The 16,231-nt window shown below is 45.3% G+C and carries 14 protein-coding genes, 17 tRNA genes and 2 rRNA genes; 27 read left to right on the forward strand and 6 right to left on the reverse strand.

Features of this window, described 5'->3' with window-relative positions; all coding sequences use genetic code 11:
• From NFU07_RS17215 to NFU07_RS17320, 22 genes are all read left to right on the forward strand, one after another.
• A 23S ribosomal RNA gene (locus NFU07_RS17215) occupies window positions 1–127 on the forward strand; the annotation flags it as partial.
• 143 nt (window positions 128–270) lie between these two features.
• Window positions 271–386, forward strand: a 5S ribosomal RNA gene (rrf, locus tag NFU07_RS17220).
• A gap of 12 nt (window positions 387–398) precedes the next feature.
• Window positions 399–473: transfer RNA gene (locus tag NFU07_RS17225), tRNA-Asn, on the forward strand.
• 7 nt (window positions 474–480) lie between these two features.
• Window positions 481–570 (forward strand) — tRNA-Ser (locus NFU07_RS17230).
• Window positions 571–603: 33 nt separating this feature from the next.
• Window positions 604–678 (forward strand) — tRNA-Glu (locus NFU07_RS17235).
• A gap of 10 nt (window positions 679–688) precedes the next feature.
• Window positions 689–764, forward strand: a tRNA-Val gene (locus tag NFU07_RS17240).
• Window positions 765–838: 74 nt separating this feature from the next.
• Window positions 839–915 (forward strand) — tRNA-Met (locus NFU07_RS17245).
• Window positions 916–918: 3 nt separating this feature from the next.
• Window positions 919–994 (forward strand) — tRNA-Asp (locus NFU07_RS17250).
• A gap of 19 nt (window positions 995–1,013) precedes the next feature.
• Window positions 1,014–1,089 (forward strand) — tRNA-Phe (locus NFU07_RS17255).
• 22 nt (window positions 1,090–1,111) lie between these two features.
• A tRNA-Thr gene (locus tag NFU07_RS17260) sits at window positions 1,112–1,187 on the forward strand.
• 5 nt (window positions 1,188–1,192) lie between these two features.
• Window positions 1,193–1,276: transfer RNA gene (locus NFU07_RS17265), tRNA-Tyr, on the forward strand.
• Between the two features lie 6 nt (window positions 1,277–1,282).
• A tRNA-Trp gene (locus NFU07_RS17270) sits at window positions 1,283–1,356 on the forward strand.
• 19 nt (window positions 1,357–1,375) lie between these two features.
• Window positions 1,376–1,451, forward strand: a tRNA-His gene (locus tag NFU07_RS17275).
• 43 nt (window positions 1,452–1,494) lie between these two features.
• A tRNA-His gene (locus NFU07_RS17280) sits at window positions 1,495–1,570 on the forward strand.
• Between the two features lie 9 nt (window positions 1,571–1,579).
• Window positions 1,580–1,651 (forward strand) — tRNA-Gln (locus NFU07_RS17285).
• 5 nt (window positions 1,652–1,656) lie between these two features.
• A tRNA-Gly gene (locus NFU07_RS17290) sits at window positions 1,657–1,731 on the forward strand.
• A gap of 7 nt (window positions 1,732–1,738) precedes the next feature.
• Window positions 1,739–1,812, forward strand: a tRNA-Cys gene (locus NFU07_RS17295).
• A gap of 10 nt (window positions 1,813–1,822) precedes the next feature.
• Window positions 1,823–1,906 (forward strand) — tRNA-Leu (locus NFU07_RS17300).
• A gap of 636 nt (window positions 1,907–2,542) precedes the next feature.
• On the forward strand, window positions 2,543–3,160 hold the full coding sequence (locus NFU07_RS17305) for a DUF47 domain-containing protein (protein ID WP_251480458.1): 618 nt from the start codon (window positions 2,543–2,545) through the stop codon (window positions 3,158–3,160).
• Window positions 3,161–3,175: 15 nt separating this feature from the next.
• Entirely contained in the window at window positions 3,176–4,174 is a 999-nt protein-coding gene (locus NFU07_RS17310) for an inorganic phosphate transporter (RefSeq protein WP_251480460.1), read from the forward strand.
• 162 nt (window positions 4,175–4,336) lie between these two features.
• Window positions 4,337–4,420: transfer RNA gene (locus NFU07_RS17315), tRNA-Leu, on the forward strand.
• 324 nt (window positions 4,421–4,744) lie between these two features.
• The gene (locus NFU07_RS17320) at window positions 4,745–5,797 is read left to right on the forward strand and encodes a C45 family autoproteolytic acyltransferase/hydrolase (protein WP_251480463.1); all 1,053 of its coding nucleotides are present in this window, start codon (window positions 4,745–4,747) and stop codon (window positions 5,795–5,797) included.
• Between the two features lie 36 nt (window positions 5,798–5,833).
• Here the strand turns inward: NFU07_RS17320 and NFU07_RS17325 are convergent, their stop codons facing one another.
• Window positions 5,834–6,880, reverse strand: a complete 1,047-nt coding sequence (locus NFU07_RS17325; RefSeq protein ID WP_251480466.1) for a C45 family autoproteolytic acyltransferase/hydrolase — start codon at window positions 6,878–6,880, stop codon at window positions 5,834–5,836.
• Between the two features lie 148 nt (window positions 6,881–7,028).
• Window positions 7,029–7,691, reverse strand: a complete 663-nt coding sequence (locus NFU07_RS17330) for a B3/B4 domain-containing protein (protein ID WP_251480469.1) — start codon at window positions 7,689–7,691, stop codon at window positions 7,029–7,031.
• Between the two features lie 70 nt (window positions 7,692–7,761).
• Here NFU07_RS17330 and queG point away from each other — a divergent pair, with 70 nt between their 5' ends.
• The 3 genes from queG to NFU07_RS17345 all read left to right on the forward strand — a co-directional run bounded on the left by queG (window position 7,762) and on the right by NFU07_RS17345 (window position 10,194).
• A complete protein-coding gene (queG, locus tag NFU07_RS17335; protein WP_251480472.1) occupies window positions 7,762–8,907 on the forward strand; it encodes a tRNA epoxyqueuosine(34) reductase QueG in 1,146 nt (381 codons plus the stop codon).
• A gap of 10 nt (window positions 8,908–8,917) precedes the next feature.
• Entirely contained in the window at window positions 8,918–9,391 is a 474-nt protein-coding gene (gene trmL, locus NFU07_RS17340) for a tRNA (uridine(34)/cytosine(34)/5-carboxymethylaminomethyluridine(34)-2'-O)-methyltransferase TrmL (RefSeq protein ID WP_235198626.1), read from the forward strand.
• 494 nt (window positions 9,392–9,885) lie between these two features.
• The gene (locus tag NFU07_RS17345) at window positions 9,886–10,194 is read left to right on the forward strand and encodes a hypothetical protein (protein ID WP_251480482.1); all 309 of its coding nucleotides are present in this window, start codon (window positions 9,886–9,888) and stop codon (window positions 10,192–10,194) included.
• 122 nt (window positions 10,195–10,316) lie between these two features.
• Here NFU07_RS17345 and NFU07_RS17350 read toward each other — a convergent pair whose 3' ends face one another.
• Window positions 10,317–11,618 (reverse strand): NCS2 family permease, encoded by a 1,302-nt coding sequence (locus NFU07_RS17350; protein ID WP_251480496.1) that lies wholly within the window; start codon window positions 11,616–11,618, stop codon window positions 10,317–10,319.
• 149 nt (window positions 11,619–11,767) lie between these two features.
• On the opposite strand from NFU07_RS17350, the gene NFU07_RS17355 reads away from it, so the two are divergent.
• The gene (locus NFU07_RS17355) at window positions 11,768–12,598 is read left to right on the forward strand and encodes an aldo/keto reductase (RefSeq protein WP_251480549.1); all 831 of its coding nucleotides are present in this window, start codon (window positions 11,768–11,770) and stop codon (window positions 12,596–12,598) included.
• Window positions 12,599–12,626: 28 nt separating this feature from the next.
• Here the strand turns inward: NFU07_RS17355 and NFU07_RS17360 are convergent, their stop codons facing one another.
• From NFU07_RS17360 to NFU07_RS17370, 3 genes are read right to left on the reverse strand one after another with little or no spacing between them, the layout of a single operon-like run.
• Window positions 12,627–13,472, reverse strand: a complete 846-nt coding sequence (locus NFU07_RS17360) for an RluA family pseudouridine synthase (RefSeq protein WP_251480499.1) — start codon at window positions 13,470–13,472, stop codon at window positions 12,627–12,629.
• Between the two features lie 56 nt (window positions 13,473–13,528).
• The gene (locus NFU07_RS17365) at window positions 13,529–13,999 is read right to left on the reverse strand and encodes a thioredoxin family protein (protein WP_251480551.1); all 471 of its coding nucleotides are present in this window, start codon (window positions 13,997–13,999) and stop codon (window positions 13,529–13,531) included.
• A gap of 28 nt (window positions 14,000–14,027) precedes the next feature.
• Window positions 14,028–14,453: a disulfide oxidoreductase gene (locus NFU07_RS17370; RefSeq protein WP_235198631.1), complete on the reverse strand. Its 426-nt coding sequence runs from the start codon at window positions 14,451–14,453 to the stop codon at window positions 14,028–14,030.
• Between the two features lie 129 nt (window positions 14,454–14,582).
• On the opposite strand from NFU07_RS17370, the gene NFU07_RS17375 reads away from it, so the two are divergent.
• Window positions 14,583–16,127 (forward strand): carbon-nitrogen hydrolase family protein, encoded by a 1,545-nt coding sequence (locus NFU07_RS17375; protein ID WP_251480502.1) that lies wholly within the window; start codon window positions 14,583–14,585, stop codon window positions 16,125–16,127.
• Window positions 16,128–16,231: the final 104 nt, after the last annotated feature.

Consider the following 16,231-nt stretch of genomic DNA (forward strand, 5'->3'; position numbering starts at 1 on the left):
TCAAGATGAGATTTCCCATTGCGCAAGCAAGTAAGATCCCTCAAAGACGATGAGGTAGATAGGTTCGAGGTGGAAGCGTGGCGACACGTGCAGCTGACGAATACTAATCGATCGAGGACTTAACCAATATGGCTTTGTGAAGAGCGCGTTTCCTGTATTCAATGTCGAATATCCAGTTTTGAAAGAATAAGGCAAAAGTTTTTTTAAAAAAAGCTTGAAATACCGGTCAGAATTGGTATAATAAAACTTGTCTTTCAAAATAAATATTAGTCTGGTAGTGATGGCAAAGAGGCCACACCCGTTCCCATCCCGAACACGGAAGTTAAGCTCTTTTGCGCCGATGGTAGTTGGGGGTTTCCCCCTGTGAGAGTAGGACGTTGCCAGGCTGATAATATTATTCCGAAGTAGCTCAGTGGTAGAGCACCGCACTGTTAATGCGATGGTCGTAGGTTCGAATCCTACCTTCGGAGCCATTCTTTTGGAGAGCTGTCCGAGTGGCCGAAGGAGCATGATTGGAAATCATGTAGGCGGGCAACCGTCTCAAGGGTTCGAATCCCTTGCTCTCCGCCAGTAGCAATATCCAAATGAACCATACAAATTAATGGCCCCTTGGTCAAGCGGTTAAGACACCGCCCTTTCACGGCGGTAACACGGGTTCGAATCCCGTAGGGGTCACCATTATATATCTGGAGGATTAGCTCAGCTGGGAGAGCATCTGCCTTACAAGCAGAGGGTCGGCGGTTCGATCCCGTCATCCTCCACCATTTACAATACATAAGTAAAACTTGTAAATATGAGTTTCTTCTATAATATAGGAAATAAACTCAATTATTATTGTCGCGGGGTAGAGCAGTTCGGTAGCTCGTCGGGCTCATAACCCGGAGGTCGCAGGTTCAAATCCTGCCCCCGCAACCAAATGGTCCCGTGGTGTAGCGGTTAACATGCCTGCCTGTCACGCAGGAGATCGCCGGTTCGATCCCGGTCGGGACCGCCATTTTTAATCTTTCAAATGTGGGTCAGTAGCTCAGTTGGTAGAGCATTAGATTGAAGCTCTAAGTGTCGGCGGTTCGATTCCGTCCTGACCCACCATATTTTTAATTTTCATCTCCATGCCGGAGTAGCTCAACTGGTAGAGCAACTGACTTGTAATCAGTAGGTTGAGGGTTCAAGTCCTTTCTCCGGCACCATTTTTGGTGGGGTAGCGAAGTGGCTAAACGCGGCGGACTGTAAATCCGCTCCTTCGGGTTCGGCAGTTCGAATCTGCCCCCCACCACCAGTTTTTAGGGGCATAGTTTAACGGTAGAACAGAGGTCTCCAAAACCTCCGATGTGGGTTCGATTCCTACTGCCCCTGCCAATTTTAAAATTATATGATGGCGGTCGTGGCGAAGTGGTTAACGCACCGGATTGTGATTCCGGCACTCGGGGGTTCAATTCCCCTCGTCCGCCCCATGTTTTAATTTCAATTAAATGCACTTATAAAAATAGTAAAGTGGCGGTCGTGGCGAAGTGGTTAACGCACCGGATTGTGATTCCGGCATTCGGGGGTTCAATTCCCCTCGTCCGCCCCATCTTATTATTGGGGTATAGCCAAGCGGTAAGGCAACGGGTTTTGATCCCGTCATGCCCTGGTTCGAATCCAGGTACCCCAGCTTTTGCGGAAGTAGTTCAGTGGTAGAACGCCACCTTGCCAAGGTGGAGGTCGCGGGTTCGACCCCCGTCTTCCGCTCCATAAAATTGGCGGCATAGCCAAGTGGTAAGGCATGGGTCTGCAACACCCTTATCACCGGTTCGAGTCCGGTTGCCGCCTCCATTTATATTATGCCGGCGTGGCGGAATTGGCAGACGCGCGGGACTCAAAATCCCGTTCCTTCACGGGAGTGTCGGTTCGACCCCGACCGCCGGTATCTTGCAAAGGACCTGCCTGTCCTTTCATAAAACCTTCAACATCTTCGGATGCTGAAGGTTTTTTTGTGCTTTAAATAAGAGGGTAGGAAATGGTTTTGAAAAAGGATGTTTAAACAGCAATGAGCGAAATAAAAGTACGCATCTGCAGTTTTTCATAGGATGAATTTGTATAGAACAGAACCGTTTATCGGGGCCCAGGAATGAGGTTAAGAGATTTAAATCGAGTTGCGGACGATCTCCTCAATGAATTCTTTTATGAAAGATCTCCATCTAAGGGAAGGAAGAAAATATCAGGAAGATTTAAAAAAGAAACAAACCGGTTTCCAGCTGTATGCAGGCTAGGACGTAGGAGATAAAAGTCTTTCTAATTTCTATGGAATGTTTTATACTAAATTAGCTAATTTGAGAAGTTCTCTTTAACAGAGATCAGATTAAATGGCGAAGGAGACCAGCAGCCGTTACGTTATTACAGAAATGGAGATTAAAGAAAATCGAATAGATTAAACTGGGAATTCATAATCATTTGTTTTATTAAGGTTTTGTAAAGTTGGGATTAAAGTTCTATTAAAAAAGATTAAAAAGAGCTATTATAATCTAGCTTTGAATTTATTTTAGAAATTAGCGGAGGTAAGAAAATGGCTTTCAAGAAAAAAGATAAGTTTGCAGTTCTACTAGGGGATATCGCTTTGAATTTAAAAGAGAGTGCAGCTTATTTTGCTGACTATAAATTGCGGGAAATCAGTGATTTGAAGATTTTCTCCAATACGATGAAAGATTATGAAACAAAAGGCGATAATTATGTCCATACAGTCATCCAGGACTTGAACAACGCTTTTATCACGCCTATTGAAAGAGAAGACATTCTCGCACTGGCTATGAGCATGGATGATGTGCTAGATGGTTTAGATCATACTGCCTCAATGTTTGAAATGTATTCAATCGTCAATGCGGATGAATTCATGTTGGAGTTTGTAGAAGCGATCCGCCTCAGCACGATTGAAATCGAAACGGCTGTGGATTTGATGTCTGCTAAGAAATTGCCGGCTATGAGAGAGCACGCCATTAAAATAAAAGATTACGAGTCCCAATGTGATGTGACGAGACGCCATGCGATCAAACATCTCTTCCAGACGGAAAAAGATCCGATCCGCATCATTCAATATAAAGAAATCTATGAAGAGCTTGAAGAAATTGCAGACCATTGCCAAAAGGTAGCAAATACATTTGAGTCTATTATCATGAAAAACGCTTAAGGAGCAAGATGACCGATGGATATGGTTCTGCTAATAACAGTTTTAATTGTCGTTTTTGCTGTAATATTCGACTTTATCAATGGCTTTCACGATACAGCCAATTCAATAGCTACTGCAGTCTCTACAAAAGCTTTAAAGCCGCGTCATGCAATTATGCTTGCTGCGGTAATGAACTTTGTCGGAGCTATGGCATTTACAGGAGTAGCAAAAACAATCACGAAGGATATTGTTGATCCATTTACATTGACGAATGGGTCGGTGGTGATTTTAGCCGCTTTGCTTGCTGCAATCACTTGGAACTTGGTTACCTGGTATTACGGAATTCCGAGTAGTTCTTCTCATGCTTTAATCGGATCTATCGCCGGTGCTGCCATTGCAGCGGCAGGATTTGCAGCATTGAATTACGGAGGGTTTATAAAAATTCTCCAAGCGTTGATTTTATCGCCTATTCTGGCTTTCGCTGTGGGGTATATTGTATATAGTATCTTTAAAGTAGTATTCAAAAATAATAATTTAACGAAAACGAATCGAAACTTCCGCTTGATTCAAATTGCGACAGCGGCTTTGCAATCATTTTCGCATGGTACGAATGACGCACAAAAAGCGATGGGGATTATCACAATGGCGTTGATCGTCAACAACTACCAATCTTCAGATGATATTCAGTTATGGGTGCAAGCTACTTGTGCTGCCGCAATGGCATTGGGGACGTCTGTTGGTGGATGGCGGATCATTAAGACCGTTGGCGGCAAGATTATGAAAATCCGTCCTGTCAATGGCGTAGCTGCTGATTTGACTGGAGCAGCCGTTATCTTCGGAGCGACATTCATTCATTTACCGGTTAGTACAACGCATGTCATTTCCTCTTCCATCATGGGGGTAGGAGCTTCACATCGGCTTAAAGGCGTGAAATGGGGAACCGGTAAAACGATGCTGATCACTTGGGTGATTACGATGCCGATATCGGCAGCATTAGCCGCAGCCATCTATTTCATCCTTAATATTTTCCTTTAAAATAAAAACAGGGACTTTGATATTCAAAGCCCTGTTTTTCTTTGGACTTTGGCAGCGGCTTTCATAGCTTATGTATTTAGACGGATGATGAGACTTTTCGCAAAAAAGGCTTGTGCAATTTATAAAAGCTATGTTAAGATAAATCTTGTCCAATTCGATTAAGCCGGCGTGGCGGAATTGGCAGACGCGCGGGACTCAAAATCCCGTTCCTTCACGGGAGTGTCGGTTCGACCCCGACCGCCGGTATACTTTGCACCGCTTAGCGGATGCTGAAACACTTCTTGCTTCATGCAAGAAGTGTTTTTTTATGCTCTTTTATTGAAGAAGAAGAAGAGGGTTATCGCTGAAAAGCTTGGGAGCTTGCTGTAGAAACACTTTTTAATCAATAGGAAGAGTTATTCCACTAAAGTATTTCTGCAGCTGTTAAGTGTCTTAAAAGAAGAATTAGAGGCATATATGCTCCATGAGTCTATTAAAGAAACCGGCAAAAAGCACAATTCCTGTCTTTATCCATTATTTGCTTGATATAATGACGGGAGAAAATGTGTTTAAAAGCAGAAGGAGGAGCCTATGAAGCAGATACATAGCGATATTTTTCAATTCCGTGGCAGCCATTATGAGTTTGGAAAGATGCAAGGAGAACGGTTAAGGGAATCCATTATTTTGGATAACCGCAGAAAGCAATGGAAAGCGAAACGGCCGAGATTTAAAATTGATGTAAATGAAACCAAAACTGCCTTTTTGCAGTTTGCTCCGGGGATTTGGGAAGAGTTGCTTGGGCTTCAGGAAAGCTTGGATTTGCCGATGGAGGAAGTGCTAAGGGATTTCGGAGGCTGCCGCATCGATGCGATGCCGTCTGGCTGTTCGATTGTGACAGGAGATGACTTCTTGGTCCGCAATTATGATTTCCATCCTCAGACTTATGAAGGGCGTTTTTTGCTGTTTCAGCCAACGGATGGCGGCTATGCCTTTATTGGGCCTTCTTCCCGCATAACGGGGCGCATGGATGGCATGAATGAGAAGGGCTTTGCGATGGGGTATAATTTCACGCATCGGAAACAGCCGGGAGACGGATTTGTCTGCTATATGATTGGCCGGATCATGCTTGAGACTTGTTCGACGATTCAAGAAGCAGTTGCACTTTTAAAAGAAATTCCGCATCGCGGTTCGTTTAGCTACGTTGTGCAAGATAAGAGCGGCGAGTCTGCCATCATTGAAGCAAGCCCGAGAGCAGTCGATGTCAGGAAGGATGCGGCGTGCACCAACCATTTTGAAATTCAACAACATGAAAACCGGAATTACTTAAACGATTCGTATGAACGCTTGGATGCGATCAGGCAGCAGCCGGATGCAACGCAGGATGCTTATCAGGCTTTTCGCCTGTTCAATGATGTAGATAAAGGTGTGTTTTCAAAGTTGTATAAGAGCTGGGCAGGAACCATCCACACATCTGCTTATTTGCCGAAAGAATTGACGGTATGGTTTGCTTTAGGGGGCAATCAGGAACCAGAAATTTTTGATTTCAAAAAATGGCTGGCGGGAGAAGACCTCACCGAACATAAAATCTACGGGGAGATCGATACAGATATCGGTTTTGCCCATTTGGATAAGCAGTTTATTTAAGCAAATATAAAAAGCGCCCGGTGGAGGGCGCTTTTTTTACATTTCTGCCATATGCGGGAATGGCAGTTTCGTATCGATTTTTCCGTTGATGCGTTTAGCAAGCAGTCGTTCGCCTTGCAGCCATTTCTTAAAATCAAACAGGAGCGGCAAGCGATTCGGACCGAGGGCAAAACCGACTTCCAAGCTTTCCGGGAAGTAAAAAGCGGTATGGAGCGTTCCGGAAGCCGTGCTGTATTTCTCCGAAAAGACGCCTTGTTCCAAATCGTTCAATCTGCGAAAGGCGCTGTAGGCATCTGTTGCTTCGTTTAAATGGGTGCGAATGGTTTCTTCACGGCGAATCGAATCTTTCATCTGGTAGCGGTTTTCTTCTGTCAGCAATTCAAAATGATTGGTGGAAACGTTTGAAGTGCGTGCAACGACAGAGCGTGGAGAAGCTTCAACGACTACGGATTTCCCGCTTCGGTCGAGCAGCACATAGCTGAAAGAACGGCGGTGTGGTATTTCTTCCAGCAATTCAATCGCTTCTTCCACAGTTGCACAATTCTCTAAGATCAACCGGCCGATCATATTGCAAATAAAACCGTCTTCAGAATTGCGCCGATTGATGAAGTTATAGCCCATGACGAGCCCTTTTTCATTTAACCCGTCGGTTCTGCCGGTAATTTGCATGGTCGGTCCGATTGTGGCATAGCCGCCGTCTGTCGGCTGGTACAGGGCAAACCGTCCTTCGTAGCCTTCGGGAGAGCTGTCGTAATTGCGGACCATGTATGCGCTGCTTGTAAAAATCGAACAGCCGCTTCTCGTGTATTCCAAATAATAGCCGCCGAATTCGCGGATGGCGTCTTGCATACTCCATTCGAGTGCATCGGCCAATCCATTGATTTCCTCCCAAATTCTCGGAGCAAACGCAAGCAGCGTGTTGGTTGCCTGTGTTTCATCTATTAGAAAATTTTTGTTTTTGGAGCCCCATTGTTTTTTGCGGTTGGGGAGGATAAAGGAATCCCTTAACAACTCGCCTTGTTTAAAACCGAAATCATAATGGCTGCCGCGAAATTGAATAATATCACTGTGGACTTTTTTCACTGGCGATCCCTCATTTATTGGAAATTAGCGAATTTCTGTGAGTCTGTGAAAAACTCTCGAATTCGAGCTACCCCGAGTTTACTGCATTTTTTTCGGAAAGAAAAAGAATCTGCCTAGCGCTCGGGAAGGAGGCGGGGCAAATTCCAAATTAGAGAATATAAAATTCAGCGTCGCCGCCGTTGATGCCGGTGAACATATTGGATGCAGCGGTCAACAGTTCAAGCGCCGTATCGCGGTCCATCGATGGACGCAAATAAAAGATGTGGAGCGCATTTTTGGTTTCTTCTGTGACAGCGGTCCGGATGGAATCGACATACGGGCTGCCGAACGGCCCTTGGCTGTCTTTTGCCACAATGATATTGGCAAGTGTATTCAAGCGATTGTTAATGCCTTCGTACTGGTCTTGGTCCGTACCTAATGTAATTTCCACATCGCCACTGATCTTGTCTTCATCGTAAAGGCCAAGCGGAATTTCGTATTGCAGCGACAGGAAGTTGTTCATGTCGACGCCTGAATGCACCGGCTTCAAGTAATTCTGCTTTTTGATCCGGCGGAACAGGGCTTCTGCGGAGTGGCGGTAGCGGTTCGGATCTGCACCTAACGCTTTCCATGCCAGTTTCCATTCCAACAGGCCCGGAAAATCTGTCAACTCTTTTTCATCCAAGTCGAAATACAATTGCTCCTGGAAAAGCTGAAGGCGGCCTTTTAACATTTGAGGTGAATCGGAAACGGTGATATTGTTATAATGAATGATGCCTATTTTAAAATCAGGAAGGATTTCTTTGATATGAGGGTCGATGGAAGCTTTCATGGCACTCTTCCTTTCAAGTAATAGTAGTTAATCATTATAGTATCATAGAATAGAATTGAGGGGTTACAGCATGAATCTCGATCAATTTCAAGAAGAGCTTGTTGCGTATGCCTCGGAGATCGGAATTGATAAAATCGGTTTTGCTTCGGCAGAGCCTTTTTATAATTTAAAGCATCGGCTGATCCGCCAGCAGCAATTGAAATACCAATCCGGCTTTGAAGAACCCGATATTGAAAAGCGGATCCGGCCCGATTTACTGCTGGATGAAGCAGTGAGCATCATCGCCATTGCGATTGCGTATCCTTCAAAAATGAAAGATGCGCCTCAAGGCGTCAAAGGTGCACGCCGCGGAATTTTTTCGCGGTCTTCCTGGGGAAAAGATTACCACGCGGCGTTAAGAGAGCGGTTGGTCCTGCTTGAGGCATTTATTGCAGCCCATTATCCGGAAGCGCGCATGCGCTCAATGGTGGACACTGGCGAGCTATCTGACCGTGCCGTGGCCGAACGCGCGGGAATCGGCTGGAGTGCGAAAAACACATCCATCATTACACCGGAATTCGGTTCTTACGTTTATTTGGGGGAAATGATCACCAATATCCCGTTCCGTTACGATGAGCCGATGGAAGACCAATGCGGAGATTGCCGGTTATGCATCGATGTCTGTCCGACAGGGGCGATTGTTGAAGGCGGCCAATTGAATGCAACGCGCTGCATTTCATTTTTAACCCAGACGAAAGGCTTTTTGCCGGACGAGTTCCGGGGCGTCATCGGCAACCGGTTGTATGGCTGCGATACGTGCCAAACGGTCTGTCCGAAGAATAAGCGCAAGGCAAATCAAATCCATATGGAATTTGAACCGGATCCGGAAATTGCGAAACCGCTTTTAGAGCCTTTGCTTAAGATTTCCAATAAAGAATTCAAAGCGAAGTTCGGTTATGTGTCGGGTTCTTGGAGAGGCAAAAAGCCGATTCAGCGGAATGCGATTCTGGCATTGGCCCATTTTAAAGAAGAATCGGCTGTGCCTGTATTGATCGAGCTGTTGAAAAGCGATGAACGGCCGGTTATTCGCGGAACGGCCGCATGGGCTATCGGGAAGATCGGCACCGAATCAGGGTTTGAAGCATTGAAACAAGCCCAGCTCGTCGAACAGGATGCGGAAGTGGCAGAAGAAATTCAAAAAGGATTGGCGTTCTACGCCGAAGAATTGAAAGGATAAGTGAAAGAACTTGGCTATACACATTGTTTTATACCAACCGCTGATTCCAGCAAATACAGGGAATATTGCACGTTCGTGCGCAGGTACAGGAGTAAAATTGCATTTGATTCGCCCGCTTGGCTTTTCAACGGATGATAAAATGCTGAAACGGGCTGGACTCGATTATTGGGAGCACGTCGACATCCATTACCACGATTCGCTTCAAGAGTTATTCGATCGTTATGCAGACGGCGAATTTTATTACATTACGAAATTTGGAACGAAAACGTATACGACTTTCGATTTCTCGGATGTTGAAAAAGACCATTTCTTCGTCTTCGGACAGGAAACGAAAGGCTTGCCAAGAGAGTTGATCGATGCGAACCTTGATCATTGCCTGCGAATCCCGATGAATGAAAATATCCGGTCGCTCAATTTGTCGAATACAGCTGCTATCTTAATGTATGAAGCGCTGCGCCAACAGGATTATCCAGGATTGAAATAGGAAAAAGGGTTGTCCCAAAAGCAATTTGGGACAACCCTTTTTCGACGAAGCTAGCGCAGCGATGAAACGCCCTGCCATGTTTCGAAGCTAGCGCAGCGATGCAGAAACAGAAACAGAAACAGAAACGATAGTATAATCATACGCATTATTAAAAACAAAAGGGCTGTGCAGTAAGTCTTTATTTGACTTACTGCACAGCCTTTTCATTATCTGTCTTCTGGAGTACCTGGTTTGTCGTCGTAGCCTGCAGTGAAAATAGCAGCTAGGAACGCTACACAAATACCTAAAATAAGGATTAAGTTCATAAGTAACGACCTCCTTGAAATTTGCATCTTTGTTTAGTATAGCGCAAAGGCGGGAAAAATGAAATATAACTCTCCAGCCAAATATGGAGAAGTTTTGTCGGAAGCTGTTTGATTTGCTGAAGAAAACGAAACTTATCGCTTGGCCAAACGTATATAAAGAAAGGCATTAAAAGAAGGGATGATTCAATAATGAGAATGAAAATTTCTGTAGCATTGTTATGGATTACGGGACTAGCAGAGGCGTTCCTGGCGATTCCATTTATCGGAGGTTCTGTTGTCTTAAGCACAGGATACGGTGTTTTAGGCGTCATGTTCGTCCTTCACGCCATTACGCTATTCTTCTGTTTCCGTGAATACTCTCCAAAAGCAGGCTCGATTCTTGGGATTATCACAAGCCTCATTTCGTGGTTCCCGCTTATCGGCTGGGCAATGCACTTGCTTAGCGCCATCGTCTTGCTGATCAGTGCAGCTGTTTCAAACCGCACCGCTAGAATTTAATCAATCAAAAAACCGCCCCCGAAGGGCGGTTTTTTTGCGTCCAGACTCAAGCGTCCAAATTCTCAGGGCATGAGCCAAAGCCTCTTATGCCCGCTAAATCTATACTGGCGCTTTCGTTTTTCTTAATGCGGTGCAATAAAAAGTTGAATGGCGAAAAGGACAGCGAATATATAGAGAATCGGGTGTACCGTTTTCCATTTTCCTTTAAAGATTTTCATAAGCGGATAAGAGATAAAGCCGAGTGCGATTCCGGTTGCAATGCTCGATGTCAATGGCATCGCAAGAACAATCAAGAATGCAGGAAAAGCTTCATCGAATTTTTCCCATTCGATGTTTTTCACAGAGCCGATCATCAAACTGCCGACGATGATCAAAGCAGGTGCTGTAATGGCTGCGACATTTGATAAGGCGGCGACAAGCGGGCTGAAGAATGCAGCCAAGATAAACAAGATGGCTACCGTTAACGTCGTTAAACCTGTGCGCCCGCCTGCAGCAACTCCTGATGAAGATTCCACAAAAGCGGTAGTCGGGCTAGTGCCGACCATGGCGCCGGCTGTACCGGCGATTGAGTCGGCAAGCAAGGCTTGTCTCATTCGCGGCATGTTATTGTTTTTCATCAAGCCGGCCTGTTTTGCGACACCGACCATGGTGCCCGTCGTATCAAACAAGGTAACTAACAGGAAGGAGAAAACAACGCCGTATAAGCCGAAATCGATAACCATCTGGAAGGCTTCTATCGGATTCCAGACGATGATGCCATCCGGCAGCGAGGGAAGTTCCAAAAGTTTTCCTTCAAATTTCAGTTGGCCGGTGAAAAAGGCGATGATTCCAGTAGCGATCATTCCGAAGAAAATTCCGCCATGAATATTCAGCGACATGAAGATCAAAGTGATGAATAAGCCGATTAAGGTCAAGATGACTGGCGCTGAAGTCAAATCCCCTAGACCGACAAGATTGGCATCATTAGCGACGATAAGTCCGCTCATGCGCATACCGATAAAGGCGATGAACAGTCCGATGCCAGCTGTAATGGCATGCTTCAGGTTTTCAGGAATCGCTTGGATCAATACTTTACGCAAGGGCGTCAATGATAAAATAACAAAAAGAAGTCCAGCCACAAATACAGAGCTAAAAGCAGTGATATAATCGATGGCTCCATCCGATCCAAGAACCATGGAAGTGAAATAGGCATTCAACCCCATACCGGGAGCGATGGCAATCGGATAATTGGCCATCAGCGCCATCCACAAGGTGCCGATCACGGAGGCAATGATGGTCGCAAGGAAAACTTGGTCAAAAGGCACGCCTGCAGCGCTGAGAATAACGGGGTTGACGATGACGATATAAGCCATCGTCAAGAAAGTGGTCATTCCAGCTAAAACTTCTGTTTTGGCAGTCGTTCCATTTTCTTTTAAGTGAAACATTGAATTACTTCCTTTCAAACACGAACGATTTAAACAACATCCACTATATTATTCGCTTTTATTATGAAATGCAACCCTTTTTAAGAAATCGTAATAGTCGAAATAAGTGGAAGTTATTTGTACAATAAAGGAGAGAAAGGATGATTGACATGGAATTAACGATTAAATCAACAAAAACCTTACATAATGGCGTTGAAATGCCTCGCTTCGGACTCGGCGTGTATAAAATGAAAGAGCCGGATGAAGCGCTAAAAGCGATGGAAGCTGCGATAGGAGCGGGATATCCTGCGATTGATACGGCCACAGTTTATGAGAACGAACGGGAAGTTGGAGAAGCAGTTCGGGCGTCTGGGGTTAAACGCGATGAATTATTCATCACTTCGAAAGTTTGGAACACCGACCAAGGATATGATCAAACACTCCGTGCTTTTGAGGCGTCGCTTGAGCGCCTTGGCTTTGATTATTTGGATTTGTATTTGACGCATTGGGCTATTCCGGAAACTTTTGTTGATACTTACCGTGCAATCCAGCGTCTATACGATGAAAAATTGGTGCGGTCGATCGGGGTATCTAACCACCAGATCCACCATCTGGAAAAGATTTTCGCTACTGCGAACACGAAGCCGATGGTCAACCAGATTGAGCTCCACCCTCAACTGACGCAAGAACCGCTGCGCCAATTTTGTGAAGAGCATAATATTGCCATTACTTCCTGGTCACCGCTTGCACGCGGCAGACTGCTGGAAGATCCTGTATTGGCAAAAATTGCAGAAGCCCACGGAAAATCGATTGCGCAAGTAGTTATCCGTTGGCATTTGCAAAGTGATCTCATCGTCATTCCGAAATCGGTGACGCCATCCCGCATAATTGAAAATGCGAATGTCTATAACTTCTCCTTATCGGAAGAGGAAATGAAAATGATCGACGGGTTAAACCAGGATTGGCGTTCAGGAACGCATCCGGATAAAATCAGCTTATAAAAAAAACCGCCAAATTTGGCGGCTTTTTTTAACGCGCAGAATCTTCTACGACAATTTTTTCATGGGTGAAGGGATGGATGAACGACATGCGGAATGCATGAAGATGGTATGCACCGTCTTGTGTCGCTGGTCCGTCGTACATTTCGTCGCCGATGATCGGATGGCCGATATGGGACAAATGCGCCCGGATCTGGTGCGTGCGGCCAGTTTCCAACGTCAAATGCAGCAATGATTTTCCTTCCATTTGCTTTAGCACTTTATAATGCGTGACAGCACTTTGCCCGGTAGGCGAGACACGGCGGCGGGTTGGGTGATGGCGGTCTTTGCCAAGCGGGAAATCGATCGTCCCGGATTTGTTGTGGACTTTGCCTTTTACTACCGCTTCGTAGTCGCGCACCAGCTGTTTTTGTTCAAGCATGCGATCCAGCACATTTTTCGCGACAGGATGTTTTGCGACCATCAACAGGCCGGATGTGCCTTGGTCAAGGCGATGGACATGCTCGCCGTAAGATCCGCCGCCCCGGATGATATGGCCGAGAATGGCATTGATGAACGTATCAATCTGTCCGACTTCATTCGGATGAGTGGCCATGCCTTTCGGTTTGCGTGCCACAATGAAATGATCGTCTTCGAAAAGGATCGGCAATTCTATGTCATGCTTCGGCTCGTAAGGAGATGCGGCAGGCGGCAGCTCGAATTGCAGCACGGTTCCTTTTTCAAGAGGTTCTTTCCAGATCACTTCCTGGAATTTCTTGTTCTTCACACTTTTGGCCATGCGCATTTCATGGACCACTTTTTTGCCGAGGCCCCATTCTTTCCTCAATAATTCTTCGACGGTCATGCCGTCGTCTTGTATAGTATAGCTCCACGCCATAACGATTCCTCCAAATGAAAGGGCCATGCGCACCGCACATGACCCTTTATATCTTATTATTTTAGAACGACTTGATTAAAGAATTCTTCTATGTTTTCTTTCGGTTGTGCTCCGACCCAACGCGCGACTTCTTCGCCGTCTTCATAATGGACGAGTGTAGGCGTTGCTTCGATGAAATAATCTTCCCAGCCTTGGTCGTATTCCAATAGGTTGTATTGGAGAACTTCCACATCCATATCTTCTGCTGTTGGCATTAGAATAGGAGTTGTTGCTTGGCAATGCGGACAAGTCGGGCTAAAGAAGTAAACCGTAGTCGGTTCCCCGCTTTGGATTTGCTCATTGACTTCATCCGGCAACGCGATGTTCTGGTAGTTCTCGTCATCCAGCTGGTCAATCGTCGCTTGGTTCAAATCTTCTTTGTCGTATGGATTATCGGCTAATTTGCTTTTATTGGACTGATTGGTCAAAAAGATGATAAGTCCAAAGATGATAACTACGGCTGCAGCAATCCAAATTAATTTTGAAATACCGCTTTTCTTTGTTTTCGTATTCACTTTACGCTTCCTCCTTAAGGGTTTTCAGTAAGTACATGCTCATTCCGGCAATTAAGATGAATGCAGTCAGCGCTAAAAACGGAATGGTGATAAATCCTAGCCAGTTAATGTATTCCCCAGTGCATGGAACTTGTCCGCAAGAAGGAGCGGAATCAGACAGGAAGTCCAGCTTTTGCAGCCCATAATGGTAAAGCGAAATGCATCCGCCGATAAGTGAAAATACCAGGGCAGTCAAAGCAATCCGTACATTTTTCTGAGCGTAGGCAATGCCGATGATGAGAACCAGCGGATACATGAAAATGCGTTGGATCCAGCATAGCGTACAAGGAACGTAGCCTCTGATTTCAGAAAAATAAAGGGAGCCGGCTGTAGCAACAAGTGCTACGACCCACATGGAGAGCAAAATATTATCTTGACGTTTCGTCACGAAAGTCCCTCTTTTCTATAGTAACATCTTTGAAATTATAAATGTTCTGGCTCAGCAAGTAAAATAATATCAACCTGGACAGCGTTCCTATATAATAAAGTTTGAAACTTTTGTGAAGGAGTGGCTGCAGTGCCAGAACAATTCGATTTATCCCATTTTGAAAAAAGCATGATCATCCGGGAAATGACCTATTCAGATATTAGCGCGATTTTGGAAATGCAGCGCCTCTGTTTTCCTGGAATGGATCCATGGAAAGAAGAACAATTACGAAGCCATTTAGGGGTTTTCCCACAAGGGCAATTGGTGGCAGAGCTTGACGGCAAAGTGATCGGTTCTTGTTCCAGCCTCTTAATAAATTTTGATGAATACGATGACCGCCATACATGGGACGATGTAACCGACGGCGGCTATATCACGAACCACAATCCGGACGGCTACAATATGTACGGAATTGAAGTGATGGTCCATCCGGATTACCGCCGTATGCAAGTTGGCCAGCGCCTGTATGAAGCAAGAAAAGAATTGGCGCGCGAATTGAATTTGAAGTCGATCATTCTTGGCGGACGCATTCCGAATTACCATAAACATTCAGATGAAATGTCTCCTAGAGAATATGTGGACGCTGTTTCACGCCATAAAATCTACGATCCGGTCTTGACGTTCCAGTTGATGAATGGATTCCAATTGATGCGCATCAACCCGAATTATTTGCAGGATGATATTGCATCCGGTAAATACGCGACATTGATGGAATGGAATAACGTGGATTATAAGCCGATTTCGAAACGCCATTTTAAAACGAGTCTGCCAGTGCGCATTTGCGTCGTTCAATATTTGATGCGCGCAATCGAATCATTCGATGATTTAGCGAACCAAGTGGAATACTTTGTGGACGTTGCATCAGATGCCCATTCAGATTTCGTGGTTTTCCCTGAGATTTTCACGACGCAATTGATGTCTTTCCTAAACGAACCGTCTCCGAGCCAAGCGGTACGGAAATTAACGGAATATACACCTCAGTATATTGAATTGTTTACGGATCTTGCGGTGCGCTACAATGTCAACATTATCGGGGGCTCGCATTTCGTCAAAGAAGAAGATGACGAGATCTACAACATTGCGTATTTATTCCGCCGTGATGGATCGATCGATAAACAATACAAAATCCATATCACGCCGAATGAACGCAAATGGTGGGGGATTTCTGCCGGAGATTCCGTGCGCGTATTTGATACGGATTGCGGGAAGATCGCGATTCAAATCTGCTACGATATCGAATTCCCGGAACTTGCCCGCATTGCAACGGATATGGGCGCAAATATCATCTTTACGCCATTCTGTACAGAAGACCGCCAAGGTTACTTGCGCGTCCGCTATTGTGCACAAGCCCGTGCTGTGGAAAACCAGATCTACACGGTCATCTCGGGAACAGTCGGCAACTTGCCGCAAACGGAAAACATGGATATCCAATATGCCCAGTCCGGCATTTTTGCACCATCTGATTTCGAGTTTGCCCGCGACGGCATCGTCGGTGAAACCAATCCGAACCTGGAAATGGTGTTAATCGGGGATGTAGATCTTGAGATTCTTCGCCGCCAGCGCCAAAACGGGACGGTCAAGCAATTGAAAGACCGTCGCCACGACGTCTACAACGTAGAATACAAAAAAGATTAATCCTGAACCGCTTCTTACAAAGAAGCGGTTTTTCAGTATATTAAAAATAAAATTTACTAAGTTGCATTCAGAAACCGTTACTCCGCAGCTGTTTTGCGCAAGAG

It is taken from the genome of Planococcus sp. NCCP-2050 (genome assembly GCF_023708025.1).
In the GTDB taxonomy this organism is placed as follows: domain Bacteria; phylum Bacillota; class Bacilli; order Bacillales_A; family Planococcaceae; genus Planococcus.

What these genes read in the sequence shown, in the direction of transcription:
- NFU07_RS17350 (WP_251480496.1), bottom strand. Translation starts at nt 11,618, where the DNA reads ATGTTTCACTTAAAAGAAAATGGAACGACTGCCAAAACAGAAGTTTTA.
- NFU07_RS17305 (WP_251480458.1), top strand. Translation starts at nt 2,543, where the DNA reads ATGGCTTTCAAGAAAAAAGATAAGTTTGCAGTTCTACTAGGGGATATC.
- NFU07_RS17310 (WP_251480460.1), top strand. Translation starts at nt 3,176, where the DNA reads ATGGATATGGTTCTGCTAATAACAGTTTTAATTGTCGTTTTTGCTGTA.
- NFU07_RS17320 (WP_251480463.1), top strand. Translation starts at nt 4,745, where the DNA reads ATGAAGCAGATACATAGCGATATTTTTCAATTCCGTGGCAGCCATTAT.
- NFU07_RS17355 (WP_251480549.1), top strand. Translation starts at nt 11,768, where the DNA reads ATGGAATTAACGATTAAATCAACAAAAACCTTACATAATGGCGTTGAA.
- NFU07_RS17345 (WP_251480482.1), top strand. Translation starts at nt 9,886, where the DNA reads ATGAGAATGAAAATTTCTGTAGCATTGTTATGGATTACGGGACTAGCA.
- NFU07_RS17330 (WP_251480469.1), bottom strand. Translation starts at nt 7,691, where the DNA reads ATGAAAGCTTCCATCGACCCTCATATCAAAGAAATCCTTCCTGATTTT.
- queG (WP_251480472.1), top strand. Translation starts at nt 7,762, where the DNA reads ATGAATCTCGATCAATTTCAAGAAGAGCTTGTTGCGTATGCCTCGGAG.
- NFU07_RS17360 (WP_251480499.1), bottom strand. Translation starts at nt 13,472, where the DNA reads ATGGCGTGGAGCTATACTATACAAGACGACGGCATGACCGTCGAAGAA.